Annotated in this window: 26 protein-coding genes and 1 pseudogene; 18 read left to right on the top strand and 9 right to left on the bottom strand. The window is 37.4% G+C overall.

Annotation, left to right across the window (positions count from 1 at the left end; translation table 11 throughout):
- Positions 1–29 precede the first annotated feature (29 nt).
- Together bhn_RS00135 and bhn_RS00130 are read left to right on the top strand one after the other, a co-directional pair.
- Positions 30–977 (top strand): GTP-binding protein, encoded by a 948-nt coding sequence (locus tag bhn_RS00135; protein WP_071174805.1) that lies wholly within the window; start codon positions 30–32, stop codon positions 975–977.
- An 86-nt stretch (positions 978–1,063) separates the two neighbouring features.
- Positions 1,064–2,470 (top strand): diguanylate cyclase domain-containing protein, encoded by a 1,407-nt coding sequence (locus tag bhn_RS00130; RefSeq protein ID WP_071174804.1) that lies wholly within the window; start codon positions 1,064–1,066, stop codon positions 2,468–2,470.
- Here the strand turns inward: bhn_RS00130 and bhn_RS00125 are convergent.
- On the bottom strand, positions 2,461–3,798 hold the full coding sequence (locus bhn_RS00125) for an MATE family efflux transporter (RefSeq protein WP_236845894.1): 1,338 nt from the start codon (positions 3,796–3,798) through the stop codon (positions 2,461–2,463). The genes bhn_RS00130 and bhn_RS00125 overlap by 10 nt on opposite strands.
- A 122-nt stretch (positions 3,799–3,920) precedes the next feature.
- Positions 3,921–4,904, bottom strand: coding sequence for a phosphate acetyltransferase (gene pta, locus bhn_RS00120; protein WP_071174802.1), 984 nt, complete (start codon positions 4,902–4,904; stop codon positions 3,921–3,923).
- 212 nt (positions 4,905–5,116) lie between these two features.
- Between pta and bhn_RS00115 the strand changes: the two genes are divergently transcribed.
- Positions 5,117–5,353 (top strand): hypothetical protein, encoded by a 237-nt coding sequence (locus bhn_RS00115; protein ID WP_083385574.1) that lies wholly within the window; start codon positions 5,117–5,119, stop codon positions 5,351–5,353.
- A gap of 44 nt (positions 5,354–5,397) precedes the next feature.
- Here the strand turns inward: bhn_RS00115 and bhn_RS00110 are convergent, their stop codons facing one another.
- Positions 5,398–6,036, bottom strand: coding sequence for a phosphoribosyltransferase (locus bhn_RS00110; protein WP_071174801.1), 639 nt, complete (start codon positions 6,034–6,036; stop codon positions 5,398–5,400).
- 153 nt (positions 6,037–6,189) lie between these two features.
- On the opposite strand from bhn_RS00110, the gene bhn_RS00105 reads away from it, so the two are divergent.
- The 4 genes from bhn_RS00105 to bhn_RS00090 all read left to right on the top strand — a co-directional run bounded on the left by bhn_RS00105 (position 6,190) and on the right by bhn_RS00090 (position 9,003).
- Positions 6,190–6,795, top strand: a complete 606-nt coding sequence (locus bhn_RS00105) for a YgjV family protein (RefSeq protein ID WP_071174800.1) — start codon at positions 6,190–6,192, stop codon at positions 6,793–6,795.
- Positions 6,796–7,031: 236 nt separating this feature from the next.
- Complete coding sequence (locus bhn_RS00100; RefSeq protein ID WP_071174799.1) at positions 7,032–8,231, top strand: hypothetical protein; 1,200 nt, start codon at positions 7,032–7,034, stop codon at positions 8,229–8,231.
- Positions 8,232–8,266: 35 nt separating this feature from the next.
- Positions 8,267–8,563: an STAS domain-containing protein gene (locus tag bhn_RS00095; protein WP_071174798.1), complete on the top strand. Its 297-nt coding sequence runs from the start codon at positions 8,267–8,269 to the stop codon at positions 8,561–8,563.
- Positions 8,564–8,631: 68 nt separating this feature from the next.
- Positions 8,632–9,003 (top strand): DUF1622 domain-containing protein, encoded by a 372-nt coding sequence (locus tag bhn_RS00090; protein ID WP_071174797.1) that lies wholly within the window; start codon positions 8,632–8,634, stop codon positions 9,001–9,003.
- Here bhn_RS00090 and bhn_RS00085 read toward each other — a convergent pair.
- Positions 8,958–9,794 (bottom strand): DegV family protein, encoded by an 837-nt coding sequence (locus bhn_RS00085; RefSeq protein ID WP_071174796.1) that lies wholly within the window; start codon positions 9,792–9,794, stop codon positions 8,958–8,960. The two genes, bhn_RS00090 and bhn_RS00085, sit on opposite strands and share 46 nt — an antisense overlap.
- Before the next feature lie 96 nt (positions 9,795–9,890).
- Positions 9,891–10,562 (bottom strand): hypothetical protein, encoded by a 672-nt coding sequence (locus bhn_RS00080; protein ID WP_071174795.1) that lies wholly within the window; start codon positions 10,560–10,562, stop codon positions 9,891–9,893.
- A 226-nt stretch (positions 10,563–10,788) separates the two neighbouring features.
- On the opposite strand from bhn_RS00080, the gene bhn_RS00075 reads away from it, so the two are divergent.
- The 10 genes from bhn_RS00075 (at position 10,789) to bhn_RS00030 (ending at position 19,211) form a co-directional block, all read left to right on the top strand.
- Positions 10,789–11,073, top strand: coding sequence for an HU family DNA-binding protein (locus bhn_RS00075; protein ID WP_071174794.1), 285 nt, complete (start codon positions 10,789–10,791; stop codon positions 11,071–11,073).
- Between the two features lie 69 nt (positions 11,074–11,142).
- A complete protein-coding gene (locus tag bhn_RS00070; protein ID WP_071174793.1) occupies positions 11,143–11,322 on the top strand; it encodes a hypothetical protein in 180 nt (59 codons plus the stop codon).
- A 130-nt stretch (positions 11,323–11,452) separates the two neighbouring features.
- Positions 11,453–12,190, top strand: a complete 738-nt coding sequence (locus tag bhn_RS00065) for a lysophospholipid acyltransferase family protein (protein ID WP_071174792.1) — start codon at positions 11,453–11,455, stop codon at positions 12,188–12,190.
- A gap of 395 nt (positions 12,191–12,585) precedes the next feature.
- Entirely contained in the window at positions 12,586–13,698 is a 1,113-nt protein-coding gene (locus tag bhn_RS00060) for a 2-oxo acid dehydrogenase subunit E2 (RefSeq protein WP_161487271.1), read from the top strand.
- 70 nt (positions 13,699–13,768) lie between these two features.
- Positions 13,769–15,790, top strand: a complete 2,022-nt coding sequence (locus tag bhn_RS00055) for a beta-galactosidase (protein ID WP_071174790.1) — start codon at positions 13,769–13,771, stop codon at positions 15,788–15,790.
- 109 nt (positions 15,791–15,899) lie between these two features.
- A complete protein-coding gene (locus tag bhn_RS00050) occupies positions 15,900–16,979 on the top strand; it encodes a hypothetical protein (protein WP_071174789.1) in 1,080 nt (359 codons plus the stop codon).
- 2 nt (positions 16,980–16,981) lie between these two features.
- Positions 16,982–17,587 (top strand): TetR/AcrR family transcriptional regulator, encoded by a 606-nt coding sequence (locus bhn_RS00045; RefSeq protein ID WP_071174788.1) that lies wholly within the window; start codon positions 16,982–16,984, stop codon positions 17,585–17,587.
- A 146-nt stretch (positions 17,588–17,733) separates the two neighbouring features.
- The gene (locus bhn_RS00040; RefSeq protein ID WP_161487270.1) at positions 17,734–18,219 is read left to right on the top strand and encodes a helix-turn-helix transcriptional regulator; all 486 of its coding nucleotides are present in this window, start codon (positions 17,734–17,736) and stop codon (positions 18,217–18,219) included.
- 111 nt (positions 18,220–18,330) lie between these two features.
- A complete protein-coding gene (locus bhn_RS00035; protein WP_071174786.1) occupies positions 18,331–18,921 on the top strand; it encodes a hypothetical protein in 591 nt (196 codons plus the stop codon).
- An 89-nt stretch (positions 18,922–19,010) separates the two neighbouring features.
- Positions 19,011–19,211, top strand: coding sequence for a hypothetical protein (locus bhn_RS00030; protein WP_071174785.1), 201 nt, complete (start codon positions 19,011–19,013; stop codon positions 19,209–19,211).
- 426 nt (positions 19,212–19,637) lie between these two features.
- Here the strand turns inward: bhn_RS00030 and bhn_RS00025 are convergent, their stop codons facing one another.
- The 4 genes and pseudogenes from bhn_RS00025 to bhn_RS00010 form a co-directional block, all read right to left on the bottom strand.
- Entirely contained in the window at positions 19,638–20,723 is a 1,086-nt protein-coding gene (locus bhn_RS00025; RefSeq protein ID WP_026525340.1) for a tyrosine-type recombinase/integrase, read from the bottom strand.
- Positions 20,724–20,850: 127 nt separating this feature from the next.
- Complete coding sequence (locus tag bhn_RS00020; RefSeq protein WP_022766957.1) at positions 20,851–23,064, bottom strand: EAL domain-containing protein; 2,214 nt, start codon at positions 23,062–23,064, stop codon at positions 20,851–20,853.
- Between the two features lie 225 nt (positions 23,065–23,289).
- Positions 23,290–23,418: pseudogene (locus tag bhn_RS16110) on the bottom strand (4Fe-4S ferredoxin); the annotation flags it as partial.
- Between the two features lie 83 nt (positions 23,419–23,501).
- The gene (locus tag bhn_RS00010) at positions 23,502–24,989 is read right to left on the bottom strand and encodes a radical SAM protein (protein ID WP_022766956.1); all 1,488 of its coding nucleotides are present in this window, start codon (positions 24,987–24,989) and stop codon (positions 23,502–23,504) included.
- A 164-nt stretch (positions 24,990–25,153) separates the two neighbouring features.
- Between bhn_RS00010 and bhn_RS00005 the strand changes: the two genes are divergently transcribed.
- Entirely contained in the window at positions 25,154–25,738 is a 585-nt protein-coding gene (locus bhn_RS00005; RefSeq protein WP_013282475.1) for a TetR/AcrR family transcriptional regulator, read from the top strand.
- The last annotated feature ends 10 nt before the right edge of the window (positions 25,739–25,748 follow it).

Genomic DNA, 25,748 nt, shown 5'->3' with positions numbered 1-25,748 from the left:
TATTAAACGTTGGCAAACGAGGTATGAAAATGATTAAAATCGATCTTATAACAGGTTTTTTAGGCGCAGGGAAAACCACTTTTTTGAAGAAATATGCTAAGTATTTATTAGATAAAGGCGAAAGAATATGCATAATTGAAAATGATTTTGGTGCCATAAATGTAGACATGGTAATTCTTCAGGATATTGCGAGTGATAATTGCAATTTAGAGATGATAGTTGGAGGAGATGGGCGCGAGGCACATCAGAGAAGACTAAAAACAAAGCTTATTGCAATGGGCATGAACGGATATGATAGAGTAATAATAGAACCTTCAGGTATATTTGACTTAGACGAATTTTTTGATGTGTTATATGAAGAACCATTAGATAGATGGTATGAGATAGACAATGTTATTGCTATTGTGGATTCTAAGTTAGAAAAGGATATAACCAGGGAGTCTAGATATTTATTGATGTCTGAGGCGGCAAGTGCGGGAACGATTATTCTTAGTAAATTAGAAAGCATAAGTGATCCTGATATAGAGTTTACAGAGCAGCGCATAAAATCTCTGATGGAGGAATTTAAGTGTTCTAGAGTTATTAAAGAAGAGGATTTTATAGCTGTGCCGATAGAATGCCTTGATGACAACGCGTTTAATCAAATTGTTAAGTCTGGATATAATAAAGCTAGTTATCCTAAAGAGGGCATAAGCGAAAAGGAAGGTTTTCAAACTATTTTTTACTTTGATTACAGTAGCGATGCGGAAAAGCTTATAGAGAATGTAAGAAATGCTTTGAAAAATGAAGAGTGTGGAAAGGTGCACAGAATAAAGGGTTTTGTACAGACTGGTGCAGACACTAAGGTAGAGATAAATGCAACTAGACAGGAGCTGTCTGTTAAAGATGTAGAGTCAGATAGAACCGTGTTGATAATCATAGGCGAGCAATTGAATAAAGATGCTATAAAGAAATATTTTGGTGAGCCATCATTGTAGTGAAAAGTCTATTGATTTGGTGTATAATTTATGCTAGGTAGGTTATTTTTTGACATTATTTTGATACGCTTGTATGGGAGAAAGATATGCCAGAACAGACCAACACCGGGAAAATAGAATATTCTTCTACTAAGGAATTTAGTGATAGTGATATTTTGTCTATGCTTAAGGATTTACCAGATGCATGTTGCATCTTTAAGGTTCTTACTGATCCTTTTGGGACAGTCAAGGATATGTTATTTCTTTTTGCAAATGAGAAATATGCTCAATTGGTTGGAAAGCCAACATCTGAGCTGATTGGAAATACATATTTAAAAACTGTATCTAATAGAGATGAAGATTGGATTAAGTATAGCTATCAAGCAGCTATGCTAAGACAGTCATCTATCTTGCGCACATATAATACATATTATGATAAATGGTTTGAATTTTGGGCTGTTCCAGTTTATCAAAAGGGATTCTGCGCATTTATTATCCATGATGTAACCGCAACTAAACATAGTGAGGACGATAATGCTCTTACAAATAATACTAATAAGCTTGTAATAGAATGTGCTAAGGCTTTATCTTCTGCTGAATTTGGAAAGGGCCTTAGAAGAGTTCTGAAGGTTGTAGGGGAAGCTATAGAAGCAGATAGAGTCTATGCGATAGAAACCGAAAAAGGGAACCTGGTAGGATTCCACGAGTGGATAAATGGAGCGTGCTCTGCTAAATTACCAACAAAAGAAGATATAGAAAAATATGATTTTATAAGTTTGTGGGATAGACAACTGAAAGATAAGGATTTGGTTTTTGTTAATGATACCATGATCTTAAGAGATGATGATGAGACGCTTTACAACGAGGTATTAGCAGGAAATATTCAGCGTTACAGTGTTGCTGTTTTGAGAGATAACGAGAAGGTTATTGGCTATTTGGTAGCAGATAATTATCCCAATGATCTTACTATTGATATATCAAGTGTTATTGAATCTGTTGCAATATTCATCTCGTATGAAATGAGAAACAGGACACTTACTGCAGAGATGACTTATCTTGGAAGTCATGATGCTTTAACAGGAGTAGGAAACAGGTATGCTCTTAATCAGACATTAAAACTACTTACAGAGATGTCTGTAACTGTTGGAGTGTGTTATTTAGATGTCAATGGACTAAAAGCCATCAACAAGGAAAAAGGCCATGAAGCGGGTGACGCGCACATTAAGACTGTAGCAGAGAGGTTTGCACAAATATTTAAAAAGAAATACTGCTACAGAATAGGTGGAGATGAATTTATTGCTGTTATTCCAGAAATAAAAGAAGAAAAATTCAATGAATTGGTTGATAAATACAGAAAAAAGTGCAGTAATACAGAGGGTTCAATGGGCTCATGTTGGATAGCTAATTCACAAGAGATCAATCACGCAATTAAGGAAGCTGATGAAGCAATGCGAGAGGATAAGAGCAGATATTATGCTGAGCATGAGAGGAGAAAGGGAACGAGTCAAGAGTAGTTAATGTCTACTCTTTTTTCCCAATTGCTCTTTTTAAAATATATCAGCATAATGACGCTGCAAACAAGCCACCCCGCAGGATATGCAATAGATATAGGATATATGGATGTTGTTAAATGTGACACGATAAAAAGGTATATTTGCCTGAAAACAACAAAGGATGAGAGCATAATATACATAGGAGCTTTGGCGTCACCAACACCTCTAAGTACACCAGCATGGGTTTGGTTACTACAGCATAAGATATCAAAAAAACAATTCATTCTGATAAATAGTGTGCCATATTTGATGACTTCAGGATCTCCATTGAATAATGAGACCATTTTAGGGGCAGCAAAGAATTCAGGAATTACTAGTGCTATAGTGCATATAGCAGCAAGGAAAAGAGCTTCTTTGATGCCTTTTTTTATACGATCTACATTACCAGCACCAGCATTTTGTCCGACAAAAGTCGTAGCTGTTAATGCAATACTTTGCATTGGGAGCATTACAAAGGCATCGATTCTTCCATATGCCCCCCATCCTGCGGTGCTAGATTCACCAAATCTGTTGATATATCCCTGAACAAATAAATTTGAAAAAGAGATTACCGCCATCTGTATTCCGGCAGGCATACCAATCTTTATGATCTGTTTAAGAATGGGTTTGTCTATAGTGAGTTCTTTGAATCTGATGCTATAACAATCGTCAGTTCTAAAAAGCACCCACAAAGTAAGGAATGCTGAAATAAATTGAGAGATTATAGTAGCATATGCTGCACCTGCAACTCCCTGGTGAAGTACAATTACATAAAGTATGTCCAAAACAATGTTAAGAACAGAGGTAATTATCAAGAAGATAAGTGGTCTTATGGAATCGCCGACGGCTCTAAGAATCGCAGATCCTATGTTATACATCATAAGACCTATTATTCCTAGAAAATAGATTCTGAGGTATGTAGTGGCAAGCGGCATAACTGACTCTGGAGTAGACATGAAAACTAAGAGAGGCGGTGTTACGAAGTAGCCAAAAGCCATCAGCAATATGCCAAGTAAAAAAGTGCACACAATGGCCGTATGAACAGCTTTTCTAAGATCGGAAATGGTTTTTGCGCCGAAGAAATGTGAAACAACAACACTAGCGCCTGTGGAAAACCCCATAAAGAAACCAACAAGTGTATTGATTGCAGGAGCTACGCTGGTAACTGCACCAAGACCATCAGGTCCTACAACTTGGCCAACTACGATACTGTCTATGGTGTTATAGAGTTGTTGAAAAATATTTCCGGCAAGCAAGGGAATGGCAAAAAGAATCATCTCTTTGCGGATTGAGCCTTGTGTCATATCCATGGTAGAAATGCGTGACATACGTGACCTGACTTTCTTTGAAAAATAAGACTATCGTATAATTATATACGATAGTCTTAAAAATTCAATGATATATAACATAAATATCATATGTATGATATTTATTAAGCAAGAGAAGCGGTGATGATAGACATTGAATATACTTCAATTGCGTTGCAACCACGAGAAAGATCGTTGATTGGAGCATTAAGGCCAAGAAGAATAGGGCCATATGCTTCGAAGTTGCCCATACGCTGAGCAATCTTATATCCGAGGTTACCAGCATTAATATCTGGGAAAATAAATGTGTTAGCGTGACCTGCTACAGGTGAGCCTGGAGCTTTCTGCTTTGCGACTCTAGGAGATACAGCAGCGTCAAACTGAAGCTCTCCATCGATAGGAATCTCTGGATATCTCTCCTGAGCCTTCTTTGTTGCGTTTTGCATCTTGGTAACAGTGTCATCTTTTGCTGATCCCTTAGTAGAGAATGAAAGGAAAGCAACCTTTGGATCAACGCCAAATCTCTGAGCGCAGTTTACTGTCTCACCGCAGATTTCAACAAGCTCGTCTTCGTTAGGATTGATGTTGATTCCGCAATCAGCCATAGCGATAACTTCGTTTTCTCCAGTAGCTGAAGGACGAACAAGAATGAAGCATGAAGAAACGATTGTGTTCTCAGGCTTTGTTTTGATGATCTGAAGTGCTGGACGAACAGTATCAGCTGTTGAGTATGTTGCACCACCAAGAAGACAGTCACCAAGTCCCATTTTTACTAACATTGTTCCAAAGTAATTTGTCTGCTTAAGGATAGGAATAGCTTTTTCTGGTGTCATTCCTTTACTCTTTCTAAGCTCGCAGAACTGCTCAACCATTTCATCAAATTTGTCGAAGTTCTCAGGGTCAATTATCTGAGCTCCTCTGATATTGTAACCAGCATCTTCTGCTGACTTATTGATCTCATCTGGATTTCCTAAAAGGATAGGTTTTAAGAAGTTACCTGCAAGAAGTCTTGAAGCAGCCTCTAAAATTCTTGGGTCAGAACCTTCAGGGAATACGATTGTCTTAGGGTTAGCCTTTAGTTTCTGTATCATATCACCAAATCCGTACATTGTTTTTCCTCCTTGTATGTATCAGATATATTTTTTTAGCCGATTGCGATTATAATCCTTATAATTTCAAAAAAACTTGATTTGACTCAAGTTTTGGGCTAAAATTCACAAAAAAGATTGATTATTTTTTAACTTACTTATGTATATTTTCTTTTGTACATGTAATCACATATATTATGATATAATTCATATGATTTTTGGAGGTTGATATAATGAACATGAATCCTATGCTTTTAATGCAGCTTCAGCAGAGATTTAGTCTGTTTTCACAGGATCATCCTAAGGTATTGCCTTTTTTTAGAGCTATCGGGAGCAATGCAATGCAGGAGGGAACTATAATAGATATTAAAGTTACAACTCCTGATGGAAAGACCCTTGAATCAAACATAAAGCTCACTGCAAATGATATAGAAACTGCAAGAATGATGATGAACATGAACAATCAATAGAAAAGAAGCTCTTTAGCGATAAAGAGCTTCTTTTCTTATTTAGGTCAAATGGTGGAATAACCGAAGCCGTTACAGATAGCATCTACAGGAATGCCGGATTTACAAAGCGTGCAAGAGTCCTGCGAATAGCTAGCGTAATCAGGTAGGTCTCTGGTTGTGAAAAGTGCTCTTATTGGAATGCTTTCAATCTGGGTTGCTACTGAGAAAACGGCAGCGATACCAACAATGTCGCCCATATAAAACTTAACTGAGTCTAATGCGCTTTTTAATGTTCCGCCGGTTGTGGCAGAGTCGATAAGGATCAGAACTTTCTTATTCTTTATCATATGTTTGTTATTGTCCCTGAACATTATCTGGTCATTGACGTTATATTCGGGGCTTGTTATGTACATTGTTTTGTGAGAGTTCTTTGAAAGGATACCTGCTTCAGTAAGCTTGTTTGCCATATATGATCCTACAACTTCCATCCCGTTAAGACAAAGGATTGTATCGATGATATCTGAAGCCAAAAACAGTTCAGCAAGGGATTCGCCAGCTGCTCTTGCTTCTTTCATTCTGGCTTTTGTGTCGCAAAAGTCGATGTAGTAATTTACGTGAGAATGAGGGGTTATGAAATGGCCAGGTGTATAACGCATAATTACATCTTTATTTCTTGGATATTCCATTTTTACATAGTTCTGCATATGATACCTCCCTCTTCAGAAAATGTGTTTATATAATATGATAATATCATTTAATTATCAAAATTCCAAATATTCATTGTACCTTTTTTCATTGCTTTAATATCTTGGATTTGCTATGATTCTTTTGTAAATACGAATAAGAAAGAGGTTAATATGAATACAAAAACAATAATTGAAGCGATTGGATATGTTGGATCCGCTTTGGTACTGGTTTCATTTTTGATGGCATCAGTAGTTAAACTTCGAATAGTTAATTCAGTAGGAAGCGTGATATTTACTATCTATGCTTTTATAATTCATTCATATCCTACGGCAATCATGAATTTATGCCTGGTAATGATAAATATTTATTACCTAGTAAAGTTGAGTAATACAAATGTAGAATATGATTTTGTAAAGCTTAATAAGGAAGATAGCCTTCTTAAGTACATAGTTGATTGCTATAAGGATGATATAATGAAGTGTTTTCCTGGTATAAACATGGATTTTTCAGAGGCAAATGTTGGATATGCGGTATGCCACAAGGGAACGCCTACAGGAATTTTACTCGGATCATTAAATGATGGTTTATTGGAAATCATGCTTGATTATTCGACTCCTGAATATAGAGATTTTTCTATAGGCAAATATCTAATGTCAAAGCTTCCTGAGGAAGGGGTTAAGTCGTTGGTATATAGAGGATCTGATGTAAATCATAAAGCGTACCTATCTAAGCTTGGTTTTGTACAAAAAGGAGGATACTACGAAAAAGTCTTATAATTTTTTTAGGTTCATTTAAGGTTAGCAAGGTAGAATCTGATCATCAAGAGTGAGTAATCTCTTGAACCCCACATATATACTTTTCATAACACAACAGAAGGGCTTCTGCACCAGCAGGAAGCCCTTCCTCCCATTAATGGGGAAAACAGTTTCTAGAAAATTAACAATTTCATAGACACAAACAAACATAATAAAGTATATAATTAGAATAAATAACTGATGAGGGGGACACTTGGATGAAATCTGAGCATGTGAAGATTGGCAGGGTTGAAAGAGACATAACCAGAATATATCAGCTGTTTGATGATTTTGTGTTTGATATCAGACTGGATAAGAAAAACGAGCTTCATTTACGACTACTAACAGAAGAGGTGTTGAGGCTGGCCAAGCAGATAGTTGGAGATAATACTGTGGATTTTTGGTTTGAGGGAGACGCTAGAATAGCTTATATTTTTCTGACAGCTACCAATAGTATCGACGAGAATAAAAGGCAGGAGCTCCTTTCAGTTTCATCTTCGGGAGAAAACAGCATGGAGCAAGGCTTTTTTTCAAAACTAGCTTCAATGTTTGTTATAGAGCCGCCTGCTGAAAAGAAATGGTCTTTAAAAGAATATCAGGCTGAGCTTTTGAAAAAGAGAGAAGAAGACAAGTACTCCCAGGAAGCATGGGATGATTTGGAGAGGTCGCTTGTTGCTAACCTTGCAGACGATATAGAAGTTGGATTTGATAAAGACATCGTTAAGATGATAGTGACGAAAGACTTTTCAGAGGCTCTTTCCAATGTTAATTCAAGGGTTCCGGCTATTATAAGTAAGCAGATCATAGTAGACAGCGATGTGATCAAAGCTTCTAATGCCATAGGTAGAGCGGATAGTACTATAGAAGAACTGAAACTAAATAAAAAAGACAGTTTCCATCTTAATCTCATTTTTGAAGAGACATTAGGCATGTTAAAGGAGATGACGGGGGAATACAGCGCAGTTATATGGTTTGAAAAATATAAAAATCAGTGCTGCATTAGGTTAACGGCAAAGACAGAAATGGATATAAACAAGAAAAAGAACTTGCTTGATATGTCCTTTGACGGCACAAATTCTCTAGTGAAAGGGTTTATGGGCAAAGTCCGGGATGTCATAGAAAATGGCGCTTTAGGGTACAATAATGTTATGAAATTACAACAAGAATATGGCGGTGGCTACGTTCAATATGGTACAATGGGAATGTATAGTAGCACGGAGGGAATGGCTGATACAGGTATTATGTGGTCATTGTGCGAATATAGAAGTTCCTTGTCAGACGAAATGGAAAATGTCAGTGTCAAAGAGGCCTGGGATGAACTTGAAAAATCCATTGTAGCTAAGTTGGCAAAAGATGTCGTTGTTGGTGTTAAGGGCGACAGAGTAGATATGACTATTGTTTATGACATTGAGCAATAATATCATGTGATATTTTAATATGAGAGGAGCATACTATGACGATCAACAAAATTGCGAATGGAGCGGATTTAATAATTGCGCTGGATGGAAGACTTGACACTACTACAGCACCACAGCTTGATGATGAACTCAAGGCATCATTATCAGGTGTAAAAAAGCTCGAGATTGACCTTGGGAAGCTTGAATATATTTCATCTGCGGGACTTAGAGTTTTGTTATCTGCCCAGAAAGTTATGAATAAGCAAGGGGAAATGATTGTAAGAAACGTAAGTGAAGAAATAAAGGAGATATTTGAGGTTACAGGATTTGTAGATATTCTTACAATTGAGTAATTACAGATTGTTAGAGCAAGTCGCGCTTTGGCTTGCTCTTTTTTTAAATGATAAGGAGGGGCTATTGTATGGAAGACATATATCAGGGAGCAGCTATTGTTTTAAGGTATATTGTTGAATTTTCTACATTACTTCTTGAGCTGTTTGGAATATGTATCCTCGTATATACCGCGGTAAAGAGCTTTATTTTTTGGCTTAAGAAAGATGATTCCATTCGTTTACAGCTGGCTCAGGGTATAGCTCTTGCACTTGAGTTCAAACTCGGCGGAGAGGTTTTACGAACAGTTGTAGTAAGAGAGTGGGCTGAACTAGGTATACTCGGAGCCATAATTGCATTACGAGCTGCGCTTACTTTCCTTATCCATTGGGAAATAAAAAATGAAGAGAGTAGAGTTCAGGCAGAAATGAACAGCACACCTAACGTTCCCGGTCCACAGTGAGATGAAACTACGCTTCCTGCCCTGGTTTCAAGAATTTCATCGAAATGATCGAGGCTTTCAAGGTATGTTCGTACGGAGTTAACAATTTCTCTGTCGCATCCTGAATGAGTGATAAAAACTCTCTCTTTTCTTGCGGATAGAAGGTCTGCCTCCATGTCTTTTACGTAGTCCATTACATATTTTTTGCTAGATCCACGGTATTTCTTTTCTGGATGCATTGCGCCATGAGAAACAGCGATTCTAGGGTGTAATTTTAGTGCAGTGCCAAAAAGAGCTGCAAGACCAGAGCAACGACCACCCCTGTGAAGATAAACAAGGGTGTCAATAACAAAGCTTGCTTTAACTTTGTCTTTTAATCTTTCAATTTCTGAAACGATTTCCTTGGCAGAAAGGCCTTTTGAGGCTAGTTCAGCAGCATAAACGACCTGAAGACCAATTCCAGTTGATAGATTAGCGGAATCTATAATGTAAATTTCTTTATTGTCGTCGCGCTCTTCAGCCGCGAGTCTGGCGTTATTGAAGCAGGCTGACATTGAGGATGATATAGTAAATATAATGTATTCATTGTCGTTATCAATGAATTTTAGGATATCATCAACGCTGGGAGCCGCCGTTTTGGGAGTTTCACCATGTTCATCTGACCATTTATATAGAATCTCTGGGGCTATATCAATTCCGTCCAGATACTCTTTTTCTCCAAGTCTAACATATAGAGGAATGATACCTATATTGTATTTGTTAATTATCTCTTTTGAAAGATCACATGTGCTGTCCGAAAGTATCTTAACCATCGTATTCCCCCATTTATGAATATAATTAGAATGATAACGCATCTCTATTATAAAATAAAAGAGAAGGATAAGAAAATGCTCTTATCCTTCTTTTTTTTAAACTGCTTTGAGTAGCTTATTCTTTATGCAGATCTTTGCCCCCAGGATCTTTTCATTAGAACCTTCAAATTCCACAGTTATTCGACCTGTAGCAACGGATTTTACAGTACCCGTACCGTATTTGGCGTGTTCTACAGTGGATCCTTCTGGATAAATTTCTTTTATCTCATCATCAGTAAGTTCTGGTTCAATAACTTTAGGCGCAACAACAGGTGTTACAGGAGCCTTAGGCTTGTATGTAGTGTTTTCACAGAGACATTCTAATATAAGATCCAGATTTTCATTTGTAAAAAAGATTATTTCGTGAGGAAGGTAGTTTTCTGTTTCGTTAAGACGATATAGTTTATTTCCATTTTTGATAAAAAGAATTGCTTTACTACCTATTTCTTCATAGCCGGAAATTATGTCCTCTATCTCGTCTTTATCGTTTTCAGTGATTGTGATGGCGAGATTTTCAGATTCAGCCATTCTTTTGATTGAAGTGTAGTCTTTTTCAGTAGCATGAATTTGGTAACGATCATATATAAGAGTATTTACGTTTAATATTGAGCCGTTATTACCAAATTGGCATAAAACACTAAGATCATCATCACGTTTGATTGAAACCTTTAATCCCTTATCTTTTATGAGCTCGCAGGCTTCTTCGTATGAGTATAATTGATTATCCATGACTTTTTAATTCCTTTTCTAAAAAATAGCGCAGATATGTATATTACAACACCATACGCATGCTTTCAATATGGAAAAATTGAGCATTTTTTGTTTTTTTTCAATAAAAGCTAAGAAAATTGCTAACTTGGTTGACATCTAACATTTTTTGTAATACGCTTTAAAGGTAATAATCAGTTGTAAAACTGATAAAACGGTTTAATAATCTTTTGAGGAGGTTCATTACATGAACAAAACAGAATTAGTTGAAGCTATCGCAAAGCAGACAGGTCTTACAAAGGCTGCATCAGAGAAGGCAGTTAAGGCATTCACAAATGCTGTAACTAAGGAGCTTAAGAAGAAGGGTAAAGTTCAGCTCGTAGGTTTCGGTACATTTGAAACATCTAAGAGAGCAGCTAGAACAGGTAAGAACCCTCAGACTGGCGCTACAATTAAGATTCCTGCAGCTACAGTTCCTAAGTTCAAGGCTGGTAAGGCTCTTAAGGATCTTGTAAACGGCAACAAGAAGTAATTCATTATGATAATGATTAGGCCAGAGTACGTTGTACTCTGGCCTTTTACAACTTTATGAGAGGTGATCATGAGATCAGAAACTGAGATACGCAAAAAACTACAAGATGAAATTGATATTTATCTTACATGCCCTAAATTTTCAGTGGAAGAGCACGCCCATAATATCACGATGTTGGCGTGGGTAGTTGATGTTTCGGACAAAGAACTCAGCGATATGATACGTGATGCAGAAAGTTCCTTTTCATAAAATTTTGTTTTAGTGATAAAATACCTAGGCAGTATTGCATTCAGAAGTGAATTGCATGCTGCCTTTAGTTTGGTTATAATTACCTTTGTGCGTTTAAAATTTTATCTTTTTTTCGAGCGGAGAAAGACTCATGAAACATCCTGTGTTTCGGCTGATCAAGAAAATTGCATATATTGTTTTTCCAAAATATAAGGTAATCGGAATGGAGAATATTCCAGATGGTCCGGCAGTTGTTATTGGGAATCATTCTCAAGCGCATGGACCTGTTTCTGTTGAATTATACTTTCCAGGAGAGCATTATACTTGGTGTATAGCTGAAATGATGGAAAAAGATAAAGTGGCAGAATATGCTTACAGGGATTTTTGGTCAAAAAAACCTGTTATAATAAGACCGTTTTTCAAACTGGTGGCACATCTTATTCCATCATTATCAGAAATAGTATTTACTAATGCGGATACACTTCCGGTATATAAAGATAAGAGGGTTTTTAAAACCTTTCAGTTGTCAGTAGAAAAACTTGAGCAGAGTGCTAAAATTGTTATTTTCCCTGAGGAGTATACAGAATATAACAATATTGTGCATAGATTTCAAAGGGGCTTTGCGCACCTTGGCAAATACTATTATCGTCAGGAAGGACAGGATATCCCATTTGTACCAATGTATGTTTGTCCTGCAAGAGGCGAGTTAATATTTGGTGAGCCTATTTATTATGATCATACGAATAAAAGCGAAGAAGAAGCAGAAAGAATTTGTGGATATCTTCAGGATGCGATTTCAGAAATTGCTTACAGCCTTCCTAGGCATAGGGTAGTTCCTTATCCAAACGTATCAAAAAAGAAGTATCCTTATAATGAAAGATTGTTATGAAGAAACCTGTTGTAGATTATAGAAAATTAAGATTATCAAATATTGCAAGTACTGAGTATCGCCATTTGCTCCTTTTATTAGGTTGGGTAGGATATTTCTTCATGTACTTTGTTACAGAGAGAGTAATACCAGAAAGTGCGTGTCACGTCGTTCACAGTAAAGTGGATGACATGATACCATTTAACGAATATTTTGTGCTATTTTATGTATCTTGGTATATATTTATGGCAGGGTCTCTGTTGTATCTGGCATTGTATGATATAAAGAGTTTTATTAGGGCAGAAAAGCTTGTATTAGGAATGCAAATAACGGCTGTTATCATATATATAGTATGGCCTTCGGTCCAATATTTAAGACCAGATCACTTTGAAAATAGTAACTTCTGTACTTGGCTTATGGGGATTATTTATTCGGCAGATACTCCTACTGGAGTTTGTCCTTCACTGCATGTAGGATACACTCTTGCAGTATTGTCTGCGTGGATAACGCGTAAGGAGTCAAAGCTGTGGAAGAAATTTATGATGACCGCATGGGCAGTTATGATCTGCATCTCTGTTTGCTTTGTTAAGCAGCATTCTTTTATAGATGTATTGGCAGCAATTGCTATGTATACTGCATTAGAACTCGTTATCAATGGGAGGAATATTAAGTTGGGAAATCGAAGATGGGGAGACCGTATAGACGGAAAGTTATTACGTGATGTTGACGCTATGCATTATGTAATGCCACTTATGTATCCTAATAGATGTGACAATGAGGCGTTTATGACAATGTCTATTGATCTATCAGAGACTGAAAGGTACATTCATGAGCATAATAAGCTCCACCCTGAACATAGAATTTCTATTTTTGATCTTGTTATAGCGGCTACCCTTAAGACTATAAATCTTCGTCCACAGATGAACAGATTTATTGCGAATCAGACTTTGTACCAGCGCAATAATGTCACAGCGGCATTTACTGTTAAAAAGAACTTCAAAGACGATGGAGATGAGACGCTTGCAAGAATTGTGGCAGAAGAGGGCGATAATCTTGAAAGTATAAGTAAAAAAGTAAGAGACCAGATTGCATTATGTAAGACACAGGATGATGAGTCTACTGATGCCATGAACTTTATCAAGCATCTTCCAGCTAAGCATGTCTTAGGAGCTTTTGCAAGATTCCTTGATAAGCATGGATGGATGCCACAGTCAGTAATTGCTACAGACCCATATCAGTGCTCAGTAGTTCTTTCGAATTTAGGTTCACTTGGAATGAATATAGGTTATCATCATCTGATGAACTGGGGTACTAATTCTATCTTTATTATCGTTGGATCCAAGATCAACAGGCCACATTTTGATGCTGAAGGCAATATTACTATGAAAAGAGAGTTAGATCTTTCCTTCACGATTGATGAGAGAATATCGGATGGCTTCTATTATGGACGATCACTGAAACTTTTAAAGAAGCTTGTTGAAAATCCTACTCTTTTAGAGGCTCCTCTCACAGAAGAAGTGAAATATTAAGATTATACCTAGCAATATACGATTTGTTATGCAATAATCTCCTTACAGGTTTCTGTAAGGAGGTTTTTTTATGGTCGAATCTAGCAAAGTACAAAAAATATTGTATGGTGGAGATTATAATCCAGAGCAATGGCCTGAAGATATATGGGAAGAGGATATGAGGCTTTTTAAGGAAGCACATATTGATATAGTAACTCTAAATGTATTCAGCTGGGCTCAGCTTCAACCTTCTGAAGATACTTACGATTTTTCCAAGCTTGATAAGATAATGGAGCTTGTTCAAAAGAACGGTCTTAAGGTCTGCATGGCGACTTCTACAGCAGCACATCCGGCCTGGATGGCTAGAAAATATCCAGATATTTTAAGAACTGAAAAAAATGGTGTGAAGCGTAAGTTTGGATCTCGTCATAATTCATGTCCAAATTCGCCCACATACAGAAAGTATGCTTCTAAGCTGGTTGAAAAGCTTGCTGAGCGCTATAAGGACTATGATAATATTGTATGTTGGCATATTTCTAACGAATTTGGTGGCGAATGCTATTGTGAAAACTGCGAGAAGCGTTTTAGGTCATGGGTAAAAGACAAATATAAAACCATAGAAGAAGTGAATCGCGCTTGGAACATGGCTTTCTGGGGACATACCCTATATGATTTTGAAGATATTGTTACTCCAGATCTTCGCTCAGAAGAATTTGAGTGGGATGGAATCAGGACAAATTTCCAGGGAATATCTTTGGATTATGCTCGCTTCAACTCTGATAGCCTGCTGGAATGTTTTCTTTTAGAGAAAGAGATACTTAAAAAGTATACGCCGGATATTCCCGTTACAACGAACCTTATGGGAATGTACAAGCCGCTTGATTATCAAAAATGGGCGGAGTATATGGATTTTGTTTCTTGGGACAATTACCCAACTTATAATGCTAAACCTTATGAACCAGCGTTATCTCATGACCTGATGAGAGGTTGCAAGAATGGCAAACCATTTGCACTTATGGAGCAGACTCCAGGGGTAACTAATTGGCATCTGTACTGTAGCTTAAAGCGTCCAGGAGTTATGAGACTTTACAGTTATCAGGCCATGGCTCATGGAGCAGATACGGTAATGTTTTTTCAGATGAGACGAAGCATCGGTGCTTGTGAGAAGTATCATAGCGCCGTCATCGATCATGTTGGTACATCGGATACACGCGTTTTTAGAGAGGTCTCTGCTCTTGGAAAAGAACTTGAGACAATAGGCTCTAGCATTTTAGGAGCCAGGTCAAAAGCTGAGATAGCCATAGTTTTTGATTGGGACAATTGGCGGGCAATAGACTGGTCTGCAGGTCCTTCAAGACTTTTAAATTACTGTGATCAGATAAAAAAGTACTATTACGCCCTTTGGAGAAACCATTATCCTGTTGATATAATCAGTGTAAAAGATGATCTTTCAAAGTATAAGTTAGTAATAGCACCTATGTTGTATATGTGCAAGAAAGGCTATGATCAGACAATTCGTAGCTTCGTAGAAAACGGTGGAACATTTGTTACTACCACTTTTAGTGGCTATGTAGATGATAATGACCTTGTTGTAACTGGTGGGTATCCTGGAAAACTGAAGGATATACTGGGAATATGGGTAGAAGAGTTAGATGCACTTCCTCCTGAAGAGGCGAATTCCTTTATTTACAAGGGAACAGAGTATCCTGCACAGGTTCTGTGCGATGTTCTTCATCTAAGGTCTGCAAATGAGCTTGCCAAGTATGAAAAGGATTTTTATGCCGGAGCTCCGGTAATTACAGTAAATGCCTTTGGTGCAGGTAAAGCATATTATTTTGCAACGCAGTCAAACGATGATTTTTATAAGGAATTTTTGTCTGACATATGCTCAGAGTGTGGAGTGCAACCATTACTAAAATGTGATGAAGACCTTGAAGTAACAGAGCGTTCTAACTCCAATGGTGACTTCCTATTTGTACTCAATCACTCTCAGGAGAAAAAAGAGTTTGTTTTGCCATATGACGCTTGTAATCTAGTAACGGGTACCGAGTATTTTAAGGGAAAAGAGATAAAGATATCCGGAAAAGATGCAATGATACTAATAAAAAAGTGAATATTTCAGTGTTTAGAAAGGCTACCCCATGGGTAGCTTTTTTGTGGTCTTGACAAAGAGAGCTCTCAATGATTTAATTGAACCACGAGTTTAATTAACGGAGGAGAGTATGAAGTTGAGGTATTTTGTGATTGTCGTTGTGGTTATAATATTGATAGTGCTGTTTTTGTTGGGAAAACGTGTAGATGTGAGAACAAATAAGCATGTAGCGGAGCTTGATGAAGAATTGCAGGAAATTCTTTATCTAGGATCATTGGCACCAAATTCCCACAATATCCAAAGCTGGAAGATAGAGATTTATCCTGGGGAAAATTATCTAACTATCTGTCTTGATGAATCAAGACGGCTTAAGGTAGTAGACCCAAAGGACCGCGAATTGTACATTTCCTTGGGCTGTTACGTGGAGACCTTGATAAAGAGTTTTTCAGCTTATGGTTATGAGACTAAATATGAGATTTGCCAGGATGAAAACTATGTAAGGCTTGAGTATAGTAAGACTTCGGGTGTGATAGATAAGGAGCTGATCTCAATTATCACTAAGCGTCACACAGATAAGAGGGCATTTGACAGATCAGTAGGAATTAGCGAAAAAGAATACTCATATATTGATGAAAATAACCGTGGAATCTACTTCTTTTCAGTAGGTGATAATAAATTTGATCTTATAAAAAGTGAAACCCTAGAAGCGTACACGGAACAAGCCTATAACAAAGAGGTTGCGGCGGAGTTGTCTTCATGGCTAAGGTTTTCGGATAAAGAGGCTTTGGATCAAAAGGATGGGCTTCCAGCGGAGCAACTAGGCATAAGCGGTATCAAAAAGATGCTTTATTACCTGTCTACAAACCACGAAAGCGCTCAAGGAGAAAGCTTTGCAAAACAAGGAATAACAACTACCAAAAATCAGTTGGATGGTTGTACTGGTTTTGTTATAGTTAACTCAGTTGATTCTGCAAAGGAGCTTATTTTGTGTGGAATGAAGACCGTTGATCTGTGGCTTGATCTAACGAAAGATTCTATTTCTGTACAGCCTATGAGTTACGCCATAGAGTGCGTAGAGTATAGAGAAACGCTTGAAAAAGAACTGGGAATAGCGAATATACAGATGATTTTGAGAGTTGGGTATACAGCTGATTATGGAAAAAATGCAGCTATAAGGAGGGATTTGGCCGATTACATATCGGTAAAATAATTATGGCAAGAAGAATAAAAGAAGAGCCTTCAGTTCATCGCAAAAGAATTGCAGACGCAGCAGAAAAACTATTCATAACACATGGTATTGAAAAAACCACGGTGTCTATGATTGCTGAAAGTGCTGGATATAGTAAGGCTACGATATATGTATATTTTGAGAATAAGGAAGAGATTGTTGCTTATCTGGTATTGCATAGTATGAAACTGCTTAAAGATGAAATAATGAATCATACAAGTAAATCATTGTCTTATAAGGATAATTATTCAGGTGTCTGTGAAGGCATTATTAGATATAAAGATAAATACCCTATGTATTTTTCTCTATTACAAGATGTGATAAACGTGGATTTTTCAGAAGGTCAGTATTGTGAGAGCGAAAAAAGCACGTATTACATAGGTGAAGAGATCAACAAATATATCTCAGAACTTTTCAATCTCGGAGATGATGCGTTTGTGGTGATATTTACTTTTTGGTCCTCAATATGCGGAATTCTTTCGATGACTGATAAGAAAAGCAAATATATCGAAAAACAGTCTAGGATAAAAAAAGACAGTTTTGTATTATTGGAGCTGGAGATGTTATACCACGGATTGATAAATAGATAAAAGATATAGTTTTATTAGAGCGATTATTTAGTCGCTCTTTTTTTATGAAGAAAAGAATGTAACAAAATGTTACACAGGATATTTTATCTAACTATTGACATATTATACTAAAAATGTTAAAGTGCATATTACAGAACGGAGGAATAATGATGTCTTCAAAAAATGTTAACGCCAAGATGCTAATGAAGATGCAAACTAATCTTTTAGTAATTCGAAAAATAATGAATTGGAAGCAACAGGATTTAGCAGACAAATTGGATGTTACACGGCAGACAATTATTAGAATAGAATCTGAAAGAAAAAGAATAATATTAAAGAAAACGCAATATATTGCTATAAGATTGCTTATTGAGAAAGAAATCTCAAAAATAGTTGATGATGAAGAACGAGATAATAAAAGTAAAATGGTTTCAGCTATATTGGGTGATTACGATGATATGGATGATGAGATCAAGAAAAATGTTGAGATTGTAGCATTAGCTGGCGGGGCATTAGCCAGCGGCATGACAATGGCATCTATTATGGGCGGGGCTGCTGTAATATCAGCTGCGATGTTTACTCTAGCTGTATTAAAGAAAGAAACATGGCTTGAAAGGCTGGATATTCCAGAGAATACTGATGGTGATAAATAGAATAATACGGTTAGATGATTTTTATATAAAGATTGTAGAGCTATTTTAATTTGTCACCAAAAAAGAAGTGTATCCTATAAGATTAGAAAACTATACGAAGGGAGCATTATAATGGCAAATCCAGAGAATGTTGAAAAGTTTGGGAAATTTTTGCATTATGTTGCAAAAAATTATGGAACACCTGCTAATTTCATGAAGGAAGTAAGGAATGGAAACATAGCACGCTATAATGATGGCTATCGAAATGGTGAAAAGGATGGAACAGTTAAAGGAATCGTATTTACTTCCTCAGCTGTATTATTACTTTATATTTTTGTCAATGCTCCTAAATTGGTAGGTATTTGTAATGAACATTATAAAAGGGTAGTTGAACCGATTGATTGTAGAGTCAATTCTGATAATGATGCTATAGAAGTAGTAGATAAGGCATATATTGAAAAACTGTTGCATTTGGATAAGTATGCTGAAGAAGTTATCAAAGACATGAATTTTGTAAAAAAATATAAGGTCAATGGTCGGGTGATACATCTGATTATGTCAGACGAAGAAACTAACGATGAATATGAAGCAAGCATAGTGTTTAAGAATAATGGTCGTTATAGGCTTGCAACTTGTAAAGAGAATGATTTAGCCTTGAAGAGTATAGCTGATGGTATAAAAAGGTTGTTGGAAGGCAAAAGTTATTATTCTTTTAAAGAATGATGAGCTGAGAGTAATGAGTTCCATAAATAGTGTTTGAAGGTTACATTAGACACTATTATTAAAACAATATAATAAGGAGGTATATTTTTATGGCTTACAAGGTAATTTATAATTTTAGCGATGGAACGACAGATGAGTTAGATGGTGAAATTTATGAGACTTATGAAGAAGCAGAGAGAGAAGCTGCACAAGCAGCATCTGACTTTTCGCAGGGAGGAGACTATTTAAGAGAAGCTGGAGAAGATTATTGCGAAGCTACTATAGTCGATTGGGATATTATTGAAGTATAAATTAGATGTTTAAAAAGATGAGGCATTACAGAAGCAAATCTCTAAATGAGGGATTGCTTCTTTTTATTTAAACAGTAGTTCCAAAAGCTGAAACTACAAAAGTATTTGAAACTGTATTTGTATTTGAAAGTGATCCTTTAACGCGCACTACTTTTTCGAAAAATTACAATTTTGCGAAAAAGCGATGCGGGATACTCTCTTTGGGTATACCGCATCGCTTTTCATGTTTTGTCGGTTTAAACTAAACTTGTAATATGTTTAAAGATAGGAGTGTAAAAAGTCAAAAATACGGCTTTTTACACTTTTTAACTTAAAAAAATAAAGCTTGAAAATGTAAAAAGCCGTACTTTTTAAAGAAAAATCTGTAAAAAGCCGAATGGATTAAAGCTAAAATTGTAAAAAACCGGGCACTGTAGTGTGTGCAATTTAATCATTATCCTGGATATCATCAGTTCCATAGACGTCTACCTGGGATGCCTGTCTTTTATGTTCTTCTTCTATAGCAGCATAGTGTTTAACAGTCGTATTTACGTCTTTATGTCCCAGAACATCAGCAACCATATAAATATCACTTGTTCTGTTATAAAGCGCTGTACCATACGTTCTACGGAGCTTATGAGGGGTGAGTTTTTGAGTAAGTCCTGTGTTTTTTCCATATTTTGAAATCATATATTGGATGCTTCTTATCGATAAACGCTTATGCTGAAGAGATATGAAGAGAGCAGGTTCTTCAGAATCATTGAGTAGGGAAGGGCGTTCATGATTGATATAATCCCTCAGCGTATTCCGGATAATCTCGTTTATGTAGAGATGATCTTCATCGCCGCCTTTTCTGACGATAGTAATTGTATTTTCATCAAAATTTATATCTGAAAGATCAAGCCCTGCACATTCCGAGACGCGGATTCCAGTATTTAACAGAAGAGTTACAATTGCCAGATCTCTTTTTGCAGTAGGTTCAGACATGACTTTGGAATGGTAACTAGCAGAATTCACAGCTGCGACAGAATCCATTAGAAGCTGAACCTGGTCAGGATACAGCCTTCGGATATCTTTCTTTACCTTTTCTTTCTTCTTTACAGCAGCTTTCACTGTGGGATCAATCTTAAGATAGTCATATTTGATCAGATATTTATAGTAATTCCGTACAGCCGCCATTTTTCTTGCAATTGCACGTTCTTTAGCAGGCTTTACATTGCCTTTTTTATCCGGTTTGTGGCCTGATGCAACATAATTTTGGAATTCATTGATGTCCTGAGGACCAAGATTTTCGACAACTTCAAAGGGGATATCTTTGATTTCAAGATTCTTGCACAGGGGATTCTTTTCCTTGAGAAATCCGTAGAAAAATAGAATATCCTGCGCATAATTTAAAGCGGTGCTTTCCTGATATTTGAGAAGACATTCCTCAACAAATCCATGTGTATGCTGAGGAAGAATGTTTTTAATGCTTTCAGTATCTTTACGGCGTTTCTGCCTCAATGAATTGTAATATTCTGAATTTTCACCCATGACTTAACTCCTCCGCTTTTCTAAAATAATCGTAACACAAAAGAGGAATTTTGTGCAATGATATTTGCGTTAGCAGCGCGTTCCAGCGGGAGGTGAACCCCCTGTCTGACATCGTTCTTTATTGGCTTTATTTCTTTGTTGGATATGCCGTTAATTCTTCAAACTCATCTACCGGCATAGGCTTGTAGAAATAATATCCCTGCATTTCCTCACATCCAAGACTTCCGAGGAAATCAGCCTGTTCCAGTGTCTCAACACCTTCTGCGATAATAGAAGTTCCAATAGCATGGATCATCTGGACCATGTAGCTAAGTATTGTCCGACCCATCTTTTGGTCACCTGAACCGGTAATAAATCGAAGATCAAGCTTTATGCGATCAAGGATAACTTCTTTTAACATATTCAGTGATGAGTAACCACTTCCAAAGTCGTCCATTTCAACTTCAAAGCCTGCTTCACGAAGTTTGGTTGTTGTTTTGATGATGGTATCGGAGTTTTCGACATATGCGCTTTCCGTTATCTCAATACGAAGTTGACCAGGCAATAGGTTATAGAACTCTTTTAATGTATTAAAGTGGTCGGCTACATCAGGGTTCTTTACTATATCAAGTCTTGATAGGTTTACTGATACACACAGTTGTCTGCCCTGATCATTCCATCGCTTCAAATCCTTACACACAGTGTCCCAAACGTGACAGTCAAGATCATAGATAAGCCCAGCATCTTCCAAAACCGGAATAAATTCTCCCGGAGAAATGTTTCCATCCTTCTTGCTTTTCCAGCGGCAAAGAGCCTCTGCACCAGTTATCATCCCAGTCTTATAGTTGACCTGTGGCTGATACCATACTTGTATTTCCCCAGACTCAATAGCTGCAGGAAGGCGACTTGCGATACCGGCACTTTTCCTTCCCATGTCCCACTGCTTTGGGTTATAAAACTCAAATCCTTCTTTCTTGGATTCTCTGACTTTTCTTTCTGCAATGCGGGCATAATCAAGCATCTTATCCACGTTTATGTCTTTATAGTCATCAGGCATAAGAACATAAATACCAGAGCAGAGCCTTACAACAAAGTCTTTTCCACGATCGCTAAAATAATTGCGAACAGGAGTCAAAATATATTTTTCATCCTGAAGAATCTGTTCATTGCCGCCAATACATCGAAGGATAACAAAATGATCTCCATCATACCTTCCTATAGCTTCTTTATCGGTAAGTACTTCAAGGCTTCTCTCAGTCCAAAATTTTAACAGCTCATCTCCGGCCTTCCAGCCAAAGCTGTCGTTGATGAACTTAAAGTCTTTTATGTTGTTATAGGATATCGTATACGGTGTATCAGGGTTGTTAGTGAGTAGTTCCTCAACTTTTTTACGGAATCCATTGTGGCTGAGCACACCAGTGAGAGGATCGATATCCTCCATTATCCGCATCTTTTCCTTCTGCTCTTCAAAATATGCTTTCTGTCTTAGGACAAGCATTATAACAAGAGCAGCAAAAAGGATAGTCCCAATAATAAGGAAGTACTTATATTGGTAGAGATAGTCTTCAAAAGTATATACATAAAGATCTCTGGTAGTGTAATCAAGGGCTATAGCCTGTTTTTTGGTTTCAGGAATAGCTGCAATTCCTTCGTTCAGAAGTTCAATTCGTTTTTTTCCCTCTGGGGTTTCAAGAGTTCCGGCACGAAAATCCATTGAAAACATGGCAGAAGGCTGTACTTTAAAATCATTATAGGATGGCTTTTGAAGCACATAGCTCCACGCATATGAGTTATGTAAAAGTGCATCTACCTCTTCATTTCTAAGCGCTTTAATGCAATCAGCCATGGAATTGTAAAGGTTTATCGTTATTCCAGGGTATAACTGCTTTACAGTTTCTGCTACTCCGCCCTGTGATTTTAGCATGCCTACTCTGATGGTATTTATGTCAGAAATAGAGTGCTTATCTGTAGTCACAAGGGTAAATGGGGTCTGGATGAGATTGTCCGATACGATGGTCGCTTGACCAGATGCACTTGAAACAGCACTTCCAAAGGGCATAACAAGATCGTACTCAGTACTATCAAGGGCTTCCTTAAGATTTGATTCACTTATAGCTTTGAATGCGACATTGAAACCAGCTTCTTTGGCAGCGGATTCCATAAGATCAACGCCGATTCCTGCAATCTTGCCGTTGTCTTTATCAATGTAAAACATAGGACATCTGTCTACAGGCACACCGACTGTAAATTCTGTAGCAGGAGAATCAGACGAGGCATAAACAGGCGTCAAAAAGACTCCCAGATAGATTACCAGGAAAAGGAGGGCTATGCTGATAGTAGTATGGATCCTTTTTGATTTCATGATACACTCGCCTTATTGTTTGTTCTTTGCTTTAGATACTCACACTTAATTCTAACATTATTATGTTAAAATACGATAAATAATAAATAACAAATCGATAAAGGCGACTTCTAGTATTCCGGCATTGCTAACTTATGCGCATACGGGACTTGAACCAGGGATTCACGGAGCACCATTAGAACATAAAAAAAGTGTTCCGACGCTATATGAGTCATCGGAACACCATAGACCGACGCAGCATGGCATTTCCATCCTTGCAATAGTAACATCCCTTATGTCCTTGTTACTGATAACTTCTGTCAGTTTCTCAGTGTAATCTCCCTCATCCGGTTTGGGACATCCGATCATTGTAAACCTGCCTTGCATCAGAAAAAGAAAAGTATAAAACTTTATTCGACAGGGTAAATGAAACAACAATACTATATAATTCGAGGCATTTAAGCTCTCTTATGTTTAAAGTGATGCTGTCTGGGTTTGTGCTTAAATGCAACTATGTTTAGAGGCTTTTCATCCTTTTTTGCATAATTCTCATATGCCTTCTTATAGTGTTTCTGTCCGGCCCAGATATCGTCAGCTACAGGCGCCCACTCTTTTGCGTAATCATCACACTTTGCACACAGATGTTCAACACTTTCTTCAGACTCTTCATTGGTACCATGAGCTCCGGATATTTCAACCATGTCCCTTAAAAGAGCCGGATTTTCAAGCATTGGGCATGGCCTTAAATGATTCTTATTAAATGGCTGCCCCTTATGATATTCCATGAAAAGAGGACTTTGAAGCATCTCAAGTATTGAATGTGTATGTATATTCGTGTTGGAGAAGTGGATAAATACGCATGGCTCAGCATCTCCGCTTGAATTGATGTGGAAGTAATTTCTTCCGCCTGCTATGCATCCGCCAACTGCTTCGCCATCATTCTGGAAATCCATAGGGAAGAATCCCAGGTCACATTTGTCACTTCTCAGGAATCTAATCTGATCCACCATCTTCTTTCTCTGTTCTACCGTTGGCATAAGCTCAGGAACAGCATTGTTTCCAACCGGCATATAGTGAAAGAAGAATCCAAATCTTGCTCCTTTTTCAGCTATAAACTCGATGAACTTAGGATCAGTAACTGCCTTGATGTTGTTTCTTGTATAGCAGATGGAAGTTCCATAAACTATTCCGTACTTTTTGAGTAGATCCATGGCATTCATTACTGCATCATAATGACCAAGGCCACGTCTTGCGTCATTAGTCTCAGGAGTTCCCTCGATAGAAAGCTGGAATGTGAGATTTCCAAGCCTTACAACTTCTTTACAGAAATCCTCATCAATAAGTGTTGAATTGGTATAGATAGAGAACTCAACATCATTGTGCTTTTCTGCCAGTTTCAAGATATCTTTCTTCCTTACAAGAGGTTCTCCTCCTGTCATCATGTAAAGATATACTCCCAGCTCTTTTCCCTGGGTAACGATTTTGTCCATATCTTCAAAAGACAGATTGTGCTTAGGTCCATAAGTACCTGACCAGCATCCCGCACAGTGCATATTGCAGGCGCTTGTAGGGTCAAAAAGAATAAGCCATGGGATATTGCATCCGTATTTTTCCCTGTTTGCCCTGATCATTTTTGTGCCTCTGAAAAATGCCTCATAGCCAAGATTGAGCATCATCATCTTTGCAACATGCGGATCTGTCTCATCTATTACTTTATTCAAAAACTTAACCCATCTGTTATCCGGATCTTTAAATGCCGCTCTTACTTTATCAAGGCTTTCTTTTCTGGCTCCATCTTTACCCCAGAATTTCTCTGCCTGGTCAACAAGCTTAAGATAAGTAGCAGTCCTGTTCTCCGTTTTATCGAGATTTGCAAGGAACCTGTCAATCAGTATGCTAAAAGCCTGTCTTTGTACTTTGTGAGAAATGTTTTTTGCTAATTCCATACTTGTTATGCCTCCCCAAACGATGCTACAATTATTCTGATGTAACAAGTGTAACGCCACAGCATATTAATAACAATGGCTCTACCATCGGACATGACAATATTTCGTTTAAGTGAACCGATGTTACATTCTTGCATTTTTTGTAACGTCGAGAGGGAGAAAAAATGAAAAGCTCAAAAGAATCTTTAACAGAAATGCAAAAAAAAGAAGTTCTGAGGATGAATAATAAGGAGTCCAATCAGCTGACAAGAGAGTGTCTGCAGCTTTCGCTTATGCATCTAATGAGCGAACACCCTTATGAGAAGATCACCATCAGCGAGATAGTACGCCGTGCAGGAGTATCAAGGACGGCGTTCTATCGAAACTATACAGATAAAGAAGATATCCTGCATGAGCTTGGGGATGAAATAATAAAGCGTATAGCGGAGATCAGCGAAAAGCCCGAACTGCACGAAAACCCACATCTGTGGTTCGAAGATATTTTTCGGGCTGTCAAAAACGATAAAGATATAATATCTCTGTTTGACCAAGCCGGAATTCTTCAGAATGAACTCTTTCTTGAAAAAGCGGTCTCAGAGCGGCTCTATCCTACAGCTGACCCAGAAAAGAAGTATCTCAGACTTGCTGCCGAAGCTGCCATTTTACAAATACTCATAAGCTGGTTCAGGGATGGGATGCAGGAAGACGAAAAACAAATGGCTGATATCTGCGTAAATATCTTTGATAACGCTTTGAGCAGACTGCCATAATTAACAAGGA

It is taken from the genome of Butyrivibrio hungatei, from assembly GCF_001858005.1.
In the GTDB taxonomy this organism is placed as follows: domain Bacteria; phylum Bacillota; class Clostridia; order Lachnospirales; family Lachnospiraceae; genus Butyrivibrio; species Butyrivibrio hungatei.
Note: the sequence above shows the minus strand (reverse complement) of the source record. Positions and strands in the feature narration are given on the sequence as shown.